The 11,347-nt window shown below is 61.4% G+C and carries 12 protein-coding genes; 6 read left to right on the top strand and 6 right to left on the bottom strand.

Annotated elements, in window-relative coordinates:
* Positions 1–2: 2 nt before the first annotated feature.
* Positions 3–1,193 (bottom strand): 30S ribosomal protein S6--L-glutamate ligase, encoded by a 1,191-nt coding sequence (rimK, locus tag ACWFSR_RS06360; protein WP_447523369.1) that lies wholly within the window; start codon positions 1,191–1,193, stop codon positions 3–5.
* 3 nt (positions 1,194–1,196) lie between these two features.
* Between rimK and ACWFSR_RS06355 the strand changes: the two genes are divergently transcribed.
* From ACWFSR_RS06355 to ACWFSR_RS06345, 3 genes are all read left to right on the top strand, one after another.
* Positions 1,197–1,700 (top strand): ATP-dependent zinc protease family protein, encoded by a 504-nt coding sequence (locus ACWFSR_RS06355; RefSeq protein WP_197105458.1) that lies wholly within the window; start codon positions 1,197–1,199, stop codon positions 1,698–1,700.
* 71 nt (positions 1,701–1,771) lie between these two features.
* Positions 1,772–3,052 (top strand): glycoside hydrolase 5 family protein, encoded by a 1,281-nt coding sequence (locus ACWFSR_RS06350; protein WP_447523368.1) that lies wholly within the window; start codon positions 1,772–1,774, stop codon positions 3,050–3,052.
* 77 nt (positions 3,053–3,129) lie between these two features.
* Positions 3,130–4,263 (top strand): baeRF11 domain-containing protein, encoded by a 1,134-nt coding sequence (locus tag ACWFSR_RS06345; RefSeq protein WP_447523367.1) that lies wholly within the window; start codon positions 3,130–3,132, stop codon positions 4,261–4,263.
* A 145-nt stretch (positions 4,264–4,408) separates the two neighbouring features.
* Here the strand turns inward: ACWFSR_RS06345 and ACWFSR_RS06340 are convergent, their stop codons facing one another.
* Positions 4,409–5,194 (bottom strand): SDR family NAD(P)-dependent oxidoreductase, encoded by a 786-nt coding sequence (locus ACWFSR_RS06340; protein ID WP_447523366.1) that lies wholly within the window; start codon positions 5,192–5,194, stop codon positions 4,409–4,411.
* Positions 5,195–5,300: 106 nt separating this feature from the next.
* Between ACWFSR_RS06340 and ACWFSR_RS06335 the strand changes: the two genes are divergently transcribed.
* Positions 5,301–5,942: a TetR family transcriptional regulator gene (locus tag ACWFSR_RS06335; RefSeq protein ID WP_447523365.1), complete on the top strand. Its 642-nt coding sequence runs from the start codon at positions 5,301–5,303 to the stop codon at positions 5,940–5,942.
* Positions 5,943–5,977: 35 nt separating this feature from the next.
* Here the strand turns inward: ACWFSR_RS06335 and ACWFSR_RS06330 are convergent, their stop codons facing one another.
* Both ACWFSR_RS06330 and ACWFSR_RS06325 read right to left on the bottom strand, forming a co-directional pair.
* A complete protein-coding gene (locus ACWFSR_RS06330) occupies positions 5,978–6,502 on the bottom strand; it encodes a DUF427 domain-containing protein (RefSeq protein WP_447523364.1) in 525 nt (174 codons plus the stop codon).
* A gap of 51 nt (positions 6,503–6,553) precedes the next feature.
* Complete coding sequence (locus ACWFSR_RS06325) at positions 6,554–7,234, bottom strand: phosphatase PAP2 family protein (protein ID WP_447523363.1); 681 nt, start codon at positions 7,232–7,234, stop codon at positions 6,554–6,556.
* A gap of 150 nt (positions 7,235–7,384) precedes the next feature.
* On the opposite strand from ACWFSR_RS06325, the gene ACWFSR_RS06320 reads away from it, so the two are divergent.
* Positions 7,385–8,194, top strand: a complete 810-nt coding sequence (locus tag ACWFSR_RS06320; RefSeq protein WP_197110038.1) for a DUF1206 domain-containing protein — start codon at positions 7,385–7,387, stop codon at positions 8,192–8,194.
* 46 nt (positions 8,195–8,240) lie between these two features.
* Here ACWFSR_RS06320 and ACWFSR_RS06315 read toward each other — a convergent pair whose 3' ends face one another.
* On the bottom strand, positions 8,241–8,972 hold the full coding sequence (locus tag ACWFSR_RS06315) for a phosphatase PAP2 family protein (RefSeq protein WP_197110039.1): 732 nt from the start codon (positions 8,970–8,972) through the stop codon (positions 8,241–8,243).
* A gap of 184 nt (positions 8,973–9,156) precedes the next feature.
* On the opposite strand from ACWFSR_RS06315, the gene ACWFSR_RS06310 reads away from it, so the two are divergent.
* Positions 9,157–10,152 carry a diacylglycerol/lipid kinase family protein gene (locus ACWFSR_RS06310; protein WP_447523362.1) on the top strand — a complete coding sequence of 332 codons (996 nt, stop codon included), beginning with the start codon at positions 9,157–9,159 and terminating at the stop codon, positions 10,150–10,152.
* Positions 10,153–10,205: 53 nt separating this feature from the next.
* Here ACWFSR_RS06310 and ACWFSR_RS06305 read toward each other — a convergent pair whose 3' ends face one another.
* Positions 10,206–11,339, bottom strand: coding sequence for an FUSC family protein (locus ACWFSR_RS06305; protein ID WP_197105448.1), 1,134 nt, complete (start codon positions 11,337–11,339; stop codon positions 10,206–10,208).
* Positions 11,340–11,347 lie beyond the last annotated feature (8 nt).

Below are 11,347 nucleotides of genomic sequence, written 5' to 3'. Positions count from 1 at the left end.
TTCTAGTCTTCGGTAACAGGCTGCGGCGGAAGCTTGCGCACCTTTGCGCGGCGGCGACGGCGTGCCGGGATCATTGCGCGCATCTCTTCGAGCTTGCCGAAGCAGAGCAGGCGGTCGTTCGCCTCGAGCACAGTGCTGCGCCGGGGGTTCGGCACAACGTTGGAGCCGCGGTGCAGGGTGAGCACGGTGATGTCTTTCTCGCCGAGACCCGATTCGCCCAGCTGCTTGCCCACAAAATCCGCGTCGCTTCCGACAACGATTTCGGCAACGCCATAGCCGGTTGACACGCTGAGACGCTGGCGAACATCGATCTCGGGGAATGCCACCTGGTTGGCGATGTAGTCAATGATCGCGCCCGCGACATCCAACCCGGTTGCACGCTCAATGCCCTCAAGCCCGGGCGAGGAGTTGACCTCCATCACGAGCGGGCCATCTTTGCCCTCAAGCATGTCGACGCCGGCAACGCGCAAGCCCATAATCTGGGCGGCCTTGACGGCGGCGCGGTGGTACTCCGGCGTGAGTTCAACAGCTTCGACGTTGCCGCCGCGGTGCACGTTCGACCGAAATTCGTCGCCAACCGCAACGCGACGCATCGCCGCAACAACGCGGTCCCCCACGACGAGGGCTCGGATGTCGCGGCCCTTGCTCTCAGAGATGAAGCTCTGAATCAGCACGTTCTGTTTCGTCGAATGCAGGGTCTCGATGATCGCCTTAGCGACCTGAGTGTCCGGAGCGAGGATCACGCCAATGCCCTGCGTGCCTTCGAGCAGCTTGATGACGACGGGTGCACCGCCGACGCGCTCAATGGCCATCTCGACATCCGCCCGGTTGTGCACAAAGGTGGTCGCCGGCATGGCGATGTCGTGGCGAGAAAGAATCTGGGTGGCACGCAGCTTGTCGCGCGAGTTCGTAATTCCGCTCGAGGTGTTCGGCGTGTAGACATCCATTTGCTCGAACTGGCGAACAACAGCCGTGCCGAAGTAGGTGATGGAGTTGCCGATGCGGGGCAGGATGGCGTCGTAGTCCGACAGCAACTTGCCGCGATATTGCAGATCAGGTTCGTCACCCGTGAGGTCGATCGCGAAGCGCAAAGTGTTGAGAACCTTCACCGTATGCCCACGTTGCTCAGCGGCCGCCCGAAGTCGCACAGTGGAATACGCCTGCGGCGCACGGGAGAGGATAGCGAGTTTCATCGAATGACCTGCCAAGATAAGGGGGTGATAGAGCCCACCCATTCAAACACGATCGCAGGCTGGCGTGAGTGGGTTTCCTTGCCCGATCTTGGCGTGCCGTGGATAAAAGCCAAACTCGATACTGGGGCGCAGAGTTCTGCCCTCCATGCCGACGATATCGAAGAATTTGTGCGCGCCGATGGCAGCGAGTGGGTGCGTTTTCGCGTCCGCCCGTGGCAGAGGTCCGATAAGGACGACGCTGTCGTCGAATGCGCTATCCACGATCGCCGCACCGTACGTAGCTCGTCGGGGCACCGCGAGGATCGCATTGTCGTGTTGATCGATGTTGTGCTCTGCGGGCACACCGTCACCTCCGAAACGACGCTCACGAACCGTGACGAAATGGGCTTCCGGATGCTCGTGGGCCGCGAAGCACTCAGTCAAGAGTTTCTTGTTGACTCAGGCAAGTCATTTCTCGGCGGTCGACCGCCTCGTGTGACGCGTCGTCGCAATCAGGGCCAGGGCTAGTCGGGCTGCTGGCTCGTCATCCTCGTGCTGATCATTAGCCGCAGCCAAGGGCAGCCCGAAAGCGCACCGGCATGAGAAAGTTGTGGCCCCAGCGGCCGCTCACGCGAGTCATCGCCGCCGTTGTTGCGACCGCGCTGCTGGCTGCCGCGACCTTCGGCATCATCGCGGCCGTGCAATCCGCCGCGTTTGCGGCAACCTTCGTCCGCGCCCACGGCACCGACCTCGTGCTCCACGGCGAGACCTTCGAGTTCGCCGGTGCCAACAATTACTATCTCGGGCACAAGCCCGAGAGCACGGTAGTCGCGCTGCTTGACGACGCTGAAGCGGCAGGGCTCAGCGTCATCCGAACCTGGGGGTTTCAGGACTACGGAGACACCGACGGTTCGGGAGTTGCACCGCACGACTTCGAGGGTGTCTGGTACCAAGTGTGGGATGAGGCCGCGGGTGCCCCTGTCGTGAACTCGGGAGCGACCGGACTCGAGCACCTTGACATCGTGATCGCCGAGGCAGAAGCACGCGGCATCAAGCTCGTCATCCCCTTCACGAACAACTGGAATGCTTACGGCGGCATGGACCAGTACGTTCAGTGGGCTGGCCTCGACTCGCACGCCGATTTCTACACCGACGAACGCATTCGCGACTGGTACAAAGACTGGGTATCGACGGTACTGAATCGCACCAACACGATCACGGGCGTGCAGTACAAAAACGACCCGACGATCCTTGCCTGGGAACTCGCGAATGAGCCCAGCTGTGCAAGTTCAGGCGTCTTCGCCGACGGAGAGTGCGACACCTCAACCATCACCGAGTGGGCGGATGAGATGAGCACCTACGTGAAGTCGATCGACCGCAATCACCTGCTCAGCGTGGGTGACGAAGGATTCTTGTGCGGTGACGAAGACTCCTGGACGCTGAATCAACAATTTGGGGCATCTGGTTACGGCGCCGGCTTTGGCGAAAACTGTTCCAACGGCGTCGACACCGTTGCCCTCGCAGCTCTGCGCCACATCGACATCATGTCGATGCATCTCTACCCCGACACTTGGCAGGTCTCTACAGAATGGGGCACTGGCTGGATCGAGAAGCACGCCGAGGCCGCAGCAGAACTTGGCAAGCCCGTGTATCTGGGCGAGTTCGGGGTGAAGGATGGGTCAACCCGGTCTGACACCTACGCGACGTGGTTAGCAACAGTGCGCGACGGCGGCGTGGATGGTGCCCTCTTCTGGATGCTGGCATCCGACCAAGAAGACGGAAGCCCGTACCCGGACTACGACGGCTTCACCGTGTACTGCCCGAGCGATGCGTGCTCGGTTGCCGGAGATCACGCGGCGGTGATTCAGGGCGAGAACTAGCCGTTTCTCACACGCACTCACCTAGTCGACCATAGTGACCTGATTGCGCTCCCAGTCGTTCTGAGTATCGTGACCCCATGAGCATCGACATCCCCTCTCATGAAGACCTAGTAGCACTTTCGCAGCAACGCAACGAGGCAAGCGTTTCGCTGTATGTCTCGCCAGGATCGACCGATGGCGGGCCACCGATCGGTCGCGACACTGAGGCGGCGCGACTCGCGCTCCGCTCGGCAGCCACGGAAGCGATGGCAGAGCTCGGCGTGCTTGGCGTAGAAAAAGCTGAGTTAGACGCGATCGGCCAGTCGCTAGGAGCCTTGGATCACGACACCGGTTTTTGGGCTTCTTCTGCGCGTTCAGTCGCTGTCTTTGTCTCGCCAGAGATCACCCAGTCGTTCCGCCTGCGCAATGAACTTCCCACCCTCGTTGCCGTTGGTGATCGATTCGATCTTGGCCCGCTGCTGCGTGCAACCACGTTCGGTCACTCCGGCTATGTGCTGGCCGTAACACTGGGCAGTGTGCGACTTCTCTCCCTCAACGCCGATGATTCGAGCGACGAGATCGCATTGCCCGACCTCCCCGAGGATCTCGGCAGAACGCTTGAAACCGCCGACAATCACGGCAAGGCAGACACTCCTCGAGCGGATGGCGCCTTGGGGTCAAAGGTAGAACTTCGTCGCTACTGCTCGCTGATTCAGGAGGCGGTGCTCTCCGTCATGGGCAACTCGGGGTTGCCTTTGGTACTTGCCGCATCCTCCGACCTGAAGCCCGCCTATCGTGAAATCTCTACCTATCGTGGACTGCTCTCATCAGCCATTGACGCGAATCCCAGTTCGCTCTCGATCGACGATCTTGAGGATCGCGGCCGTGCCATTCTTGCCGAACACCACACCGACGAGCTCGCGTCGTGGCGCACGAAGTTCGGCAACAAACAGAGCAATGGACTCTCTAGTTCGCAGTTGAGCGATGTTTCCCACGCCGCCGCCGCCGGTCTCGTTGACACGCTTCTGTTCGATCTGGCGTCGACCGACGAGGGCAGTATCGACGAGTACGGCCAAATTGTCTTCGCCAGCGAGCCCGGCCCGAGCACGTACGGTCTCGTTGACGAGCTCGCCGCGCGCGTCTTGAGAACCGGTGGCACAGTCAAGGCAGTTCGAAGCGATGACCTCCCCGACGACTCGCCCGTTGCCGCAACATTCCGCGGACCGCTCTAGGTCTCGAATGCTGAAGGGCGCTGCAGCGGAGGTTTACCCTCGGCTGCAGCGCCCTTCGGCGTGTGTGGCGCGCAATGCACTCAGTGGGCGCAGTGCGCCCACCGGTCCATTGCAGCGGATGCGCCGGTGCACGCCCCTTCGACAGTTACTGGTGGGCGCCGCCGTCGATACGAATCTCGGTGCCGGTCACAAATGCGCCATCTTCACTAGCGAGCATGGCGACGACTCCGGCAACGGCTTCGGGCCCCGCGTACCCTTCCTTGATCGCTGGGGTCATCTTCATGAACAGCGAGTAATCGGCGTCTTCAGGAATACCAGGCCCCATGCTCTGCTTGCTCTCGCCGACGCCTTCGGTCATTCCTGAAGAGATCGATCCGGGCTGAACGGCAGTGAACCGGATTCCCTGCTTCGCGTACTCAGCGGCAAGCGCGTGCGTCATCGACTGAACGCCCCCCTTGCTCGCGGCGTACGCGGACATGTAGGGGTGACCAAAAGCCGCCGAGGTCGAGCTGAAATTTACGACCGCGGATCCGTTGCCCTCGAGCAGCGCGGGAATGGCCTCCCGAATCATGAGGAAGGTACCGACCAAGTTGACGTTGAGTACCTGCTGAAAGAGTTCAAGGGACGTCGAGTGGGTGTGCGACGAGCGCAGGATGCCAGCAGCATTGACGAGAACATCAAGTCCACCCAGCGTGCCTAGAGCAGTTGCGACAGCGGATTTCACCGACTCCTCGTCGGCAATGTTCACTACGACGGTGGAAAGGCGCGCTCCAGCTTCGCCCGCTTTGCTGACCGTATCTGCCAATCCCGCTTCGCTCACGTCGGCGGCAACGACGTCGCCGCCCTCGGCGAGGAGTCGAAGCACGGTGGCTTGGCCGATGCCTGAGCCTGCGCCGGTGACAATGGCGCGACGTCCGGAGAACCTGTTCATTGGGTGCCTTTCTAGGTGGGTGTTGGCCCCACGGTACGGCAAAGTGGCACAATGTGCCATAGTGACAGTTGATGCAGTTCACCATTCAGCGCGTACGCTCCTCTATATGAATGCAGAACCTCTCAGCCTCACGGAGCGTCGCAAGCGCGACACTCAGCTTGAGATAGCTCGCACAGCCGCGCGACTCTTCTCGGACCGCGGCGCGGCCGCAGTGACCGCCGAAGAGATCGCCCAGCAGTCCGGTGTTGCCGTACGCACCTTTTACCGGTATTTCAGCAGCAAGGAAGATGCCGTAGCTCCTCTTTTGACGATCGGCGCGGACCAATGGCACGCGCTCGTCGCCGCAGCCGACCCTGACGAAAATGTGCTCGCCGCCCTCGAACACACGATCTCCGCCGTACTTACCCCTCGCAATGCCGAGGAAATCGAGGGGCTGCGCTGGACACTTGGTCTGCTTCACGCCGCCACCAGCGACGCCGCTTTGCAACACGTGTGGCACCGCGTGAACTCCGACTCAGAGGTGCAACTCAGGTTGGTCCTTGCCCCCGTAATGCCGGCGGGTACAACCCCGTTGACTCTGCGCTTGCTCGCCGCAGCGGCCACGAGCGCTCTGCGCATCGCCCTCGAAGCCAGCGCTGAAGCCGATCGCACCATGAAGGATCCCAGCGTGCTCGCCTCGCACGCGTTAGACGCGTTCAGGCAGCTGACCAGCGGGCTAGATTTCGCACCGGCCCCGAGAGCTAGTTAGCCACGCCACTCTCGCCCCAGCAGCAGATTCTGCTGCTACCAACCCATCGTGCCCGGCGCGCCCTTGAACGGCCCGACGAGGTTCTTGGTGATCCAGCCACCGTAGAAATCTCCCTCTTGGGAGGTCACTAGCTCGCCGTCGATCTCGCACGAGTCCATCTGGCCCGGGTAGAGCGCAACGCGGGGCCCTAAGGCATCGAATCCTCGAGCGGGGTCGGGGTAAGTCCACCCCGCACGTTCGGCCACGACTCCCCCGGCGACCACGTCAAAGTAGTGCGCTTCGCCCTTGAACTCACAGAAGCTTGTGCCCACCACCGGCCGAAGCGCTCCGTCTACGAAAGACTCGAGGGGCAAGTAGTAGACGGGCGGATGACTCGTCTCCAGCACGCGCACAGTACCGGTGGTATCCGCAATCACTTCCCCGCCCAGTCGCACCACAACCCGCTGCGACATGTGCTCCACGCGTGGAGGACGCGGGTAGTCCCACACCGACTCTTGCCCCGCTTTCGGCGTGATGGGCTTGGGACGGGGAAGGCGGCGAGGTGCGGGTGCGGGCGTCATATACCCATCCTGCCGTTGGCTGCTGGGATGCTCCTGCACGAGTATGTGCTGCTAGCGCGACGCCGTTTCGAGGGCGCCCGGAACGCGAGCCGTGCGATGAGTATCGACGACAATCACAGTGCCCACGATCACGAGAGACAACGCCATCGAGGCAAGCACATCACTCGTCCAGTGGTAGCCGAGATAGAGGCGACTGACCGCTGTTCCGATGACAAAGATAACGGCCGTAACGTACGAAAGAGCGGCGATCCACGGTGCATGGCGGCGCGAAAACACGAGGAACGTGAGGATCAGAAAGAAGTCTGCAACGCCCAAAACATGCCCCGAGGGAAACGAGAACGTCATGTCGTGGCCGTAGAGCATGAGGTCAAGTGGCGGGCGGTCGCGCTGCACCACGCGAGTGATGATCTGCACAATGATGACGCCGGTAAGCGTGCCAGCAGCGAGCAAGAATGGTCGCCAGGAATGCTCAGCGCGGATGCCCCACGTGAGCGTCACCGCCAGCACGATAATCGGCAGCGCGATTGGCCCAAATATCTCGGTGAAGATGATCATCAGGAGAGTCAGGCTCTCTGATTGGTTCGACGCGAGCCATGCCTGGATCGCGGTATCCATGGGCTCAAGCACGGTGGGCTGCAACACTGCCCACCAGAGAAAGCCGAGAGCTGCAGCCCCTGTTGCCACCAAAATGCCGGCGACGACATACAGTCGCTTCTTCGTCGAAGTGGTCACGAGTCGCTCTTCGCTAAAGAGTCTGGAATGCAGTCGTGCTCGACGGGAATTGTTCATAGATGATGCGGGATCGTTCATGCTCCGGCTTCCGAGTGTGTCGTGGGGATAGGAGATAGTAACCCGAGAGGTGCTTCGCATACACTGTCCGTCATGAATGATGTTTCAGCGACTGGCGCAGCCCGCAGCGCACACAACAGCACGGCTCTTCGTGTTCTCGCACGACTCGGTTTTGCCGTCAATGGTCTTGTTCATATCTTGATCGGCGCTTTGGCCATTGGCATCGCGACGGGTGGCGGGAGCACGGATGCGGATCAGTCGGGCGCCTTCCGCCAGCTGGCGTCCAGTCCGGGTGGTGTCTTTCTCTTGTGGTCCGTTGTGATTGGCATGTTTGCGCTCGGCCTCTGGCTGCTCATTTCGGCCTTCTTGATGAAGGGAGGCGATTCCAAACGTCAGTGGGCACGACGCGGTGCGGAAGCCGCTAAGGGGCTCACCTACTTCGCTCTGGGTTCAACGGCGATTCCTTTTGCACTGGGCGGCTCTAGCGATTCCTCCAGCAGCACGAGCAGTCTCAGCGCTGATCTGATGGCCAACCCCGTTGGCCTTGTTGTGCTTATGGTGGCGGGAGTGGCCGTCGTGGGTGTCGGAGCGTATTTCGTCTACAAGGGCGCAACAAAGAAGTTCACCGAAGACATCTCGCTTCCTCGTGAGCCCCTCCGCAAAGCAGTTATTGGGCTCGGTATCTCTGGGTATATCGCTAAGGGAATCGCTATCGCCGTCGCAGGAGTGCTTGTGGTGGTCGCAGCTATAACGCACGACCCCAGCAAGTCCTCGGGCTTGGATGGCGCACTGACGAGTCTCACTGAGTTGCCGTTCGGCGTGGTGTTGCTGATCGTCATCGCGATCGGCCTCATTGCCTACGGACTCTATTGCTTCGTTCGCGCTCGGTTCGCTCGCTTGTAGATCGCGCTCGCCTCGCGAGCATTGAGCGTGCACGATGTTCGCGTATTTACGCCCCGGTACCAGCACGAGCGCTGGTGCCAGCGGCATTATTTTCTGGCCCGCGCCGCTTCCCTTTATGGATTCGGCGCTCACCATCGATCTTTGCCGCAAGCGGTGCGGCCACCACGATAGCGACCCCCACCCCGAGCAGGAGGGCACCGACCGTATCGGTGAGCCAGTGGGCTCCCAGGTAGGTACGACTCAACATCATGAGCACCGTGTAGATCGTTCCCGCGATCCACACCCATACCCGTGGGAAAAGGATCGCCAGCACGAGTGCCATCACGGCGGCATTACCGACGTGCCCAGAGGGGAACGAACCAAAGTCCACCGTCACGAGGATCGTGTCGGGGCGCGTTCGCGCAAAAAGATGCTTGAGCAGCTGAACGGAACCGCCGGTGAGCACCGTCGCTATGGTGAAATACAGGGCAGCCCACGGGCGTTTGATGAGCAGCAGAGCAATGATGATCACGCCGGGCACGATGAAACTCGCCACGATCCCCGCGCCGAGAAAGTTCATCATGAGCGACAGCGACTGCCACACCGGGTTTCGATAATCGGCAAGCACGGCCATCCACCACTCGTCGATGCCGAGGGGCATCCCCTTGTCTCGCAGCACGATGAGTGCTCCCAGGGCGATTACGAGCCCGAGGGAGGCGAGACCACTGATGAGCGGCCACAGACGACGGACGCGATGGGCGCGTTCGTCCGCTTCAACTTCGGGATGCGTGTTCACCATGACGCAATGCTAAAACTTTGTTCGGCGGGTTGCCTACCTTCGCAGAACTCCCGCGCCCGCAAGAGACTAGAGTCATCTCACTGTCGACTCCGGCCGGCACACAGCGGCGGCAGCCACACTGTCCGACGACCACCTAGCCACACCTGCGCCCCGCGGTGCAGCCCGACACGATAGAGGGAAACCGATGACCGCGAAGTCCACTAGAGGTGCATCGTCGCCGCACTCCGCCGCCGTCGTCTACAACCCCATCAAGGTTGATCTGGATGCCATTAAGGCAGCGGTCGCAACTCTCGAAAGCGAGACGGGCTGGGCGCCGACCACGTTCCACGCCACCAGCAAAGAAGATCCTGGTGTCGGTGCAACGAAAGAGGCTCTGGATGCTGGCGCCGATGTCGTGATCGTTGCGGGCGGCGATGGCACTGTGCGTGCTGTCGCGGAAGCCATTCACGACAGTGACGCCGCTCTGGCTCTCATGCCCTCGGGCACCGGTAATCTCTTTGCGCGCAATCTGGGCCTTCCCCTCGACGACATTGAGGGTGCGGTTCGAACCGCCTTCACCGGGGTCGATCGAGCAGTCGACATCGGGCTCATTGACATCCGCGATGAGAACGAGAAGGTTTCGAAGCACGCATTTGTCGTCATGGCCGGCCTGGGGCTCGACGCCAAGATGTTGGCTAACACCGACGATGATCTCAAGAAAAGAATCGGCTGGCTCGCCTACGTGAGTGCGATCGCGAAAGCCCTCACCGACAGCAGCGAACTGCGCTTGGACTATCGTCTCGACTCTCGGCGTTCACGGTCTGCACGCGCCCACACCGTCATCGTGGGAAATTGCGGTTCACTGACGGCTAACGTTCTGTTGCTTCCGGATGCTGCCCCCGACAACGGATTCTTTGACGTCGCGGTGATGCGCCCTCAGGGCATCATCGGGTGGGTTCAAATTCTGGTGAAAGTGCTGTGGGAGAACGGAGTGCTTCGCCGCATCAGAGGTGGAAATCGCCTCACCACGAGGGACGTGCGAGCGCTGAGCTACGTGAAGGCGAAGCAATTGACGGTTCGTCTGAGCACGGCCGAAGAGATCGAGCTCGACGGCGATGGCTTCGGCAGGGCTATCGCTTTCAAGACGCGCATCAAAGCGGGCGGATTGCGGATTCGGATGCCGCAGGTCGAATCGAAGTAGCCAGACGCAGGGACAGGGCCGAGTGCTGACTGCCGCATGCTGAGTTAGCTCGGCTAGCTCGGCTCGCTCGGCTCCACCACCTCTGCCGCCGTCTCAGACTCAGCTTGCTCGGCTTGCTGTTTCTGCTGTTCGTGCTCAGCGTGTTCCAGCCGCGCGTTCAGAGCCGCGAGGATGCGGGCAATGTCCATGGATATTGCCGCGGAGGCGCCCATTGTCGTCGCGTTTGCGTCGGCTTTGCGGGCATCCAGTTCAGCCGTCAAGGCGGCAAGAGCATCGGCGGCGAGAGCGTGTGCCTCTTCCCGTTCTTCCACCGAATCCCAGTCGCGTAGTGCTGTTGCGAGAGCAGCCAGCGATGCGCTCAACGCTGGTCGCAATTCGGGCCGCAGCTGCACCTTGATTGGCGTTCCCCAGACGGCGCCGGTGAGCACATCCGTGATGTCGCGCACATGGAAGGTCACGTTTTCTAGCGCCGCGAGATCTTCATAATCCGCTTTCACGTCGCGGCGATACCGGCGGGCGCGCGGGTTTGCTTTGCGACTTTCGTCGGCGAGCAGCACAGCTTCGCGCACCTCGCCAGATACGGCGAGAAGGGAATCTTTGCCGGACGCCCAGCCGTCGCGTTCCGGCGGCCAGCTCTCGGCGAGGGCCTCAGCGATTTCGGAGAGATGGTCAGAGAGCACCGCGCGAAAGTTCGAGAGCTGCTGATCAACCGCGTTGTGGGTGAGCGCGGGAAAGATCAAAAGGTTGACGAGCAGCCCAACGACGATACCGAGAGTCGCCTGCTCGAGGTAGCCGAGCGAGTAGTCGTCGGCATCCGGCCCGCCAATGATGAGCACGAAAAGTACTGTGACAGGGATGTATTCGCGATTAGCGCCGAACCAGCCCGTGGCCGCGACGAGCGCCCCAGCACCGACGGCGAGGGACATCGTGAGCACGCTCGGCGAGCTGAAAATAATCACGGCTCCCGCAAGTACGATCGCGACGGCAAGGCTTCCCAGAGTTTGCGCCGCATTCCTCATCGACCCCATGAGCGTGGGATACATCGCAACGATCGCGCCAAGAGGGGCGTAGTAGGGGTAGTTGTCGGCCACGCCCGGTAGGTAGGGCGCGATCGTCCACGCGATTGCGACGGCAAGGCCGGTTTTCGCGGCCTGCAGCATGCGGGTCCGGGTGATATCGGACCGCATCCGTCCCG

This window comes from Salinibacterium sp. NYA9b, assembly GCF_976973725.1.
The sequence above is the reverse complement of the archived record's forward strand: the minus strand, read 5'-3'. Positions and strand labels throughout refer to the sequence as shown.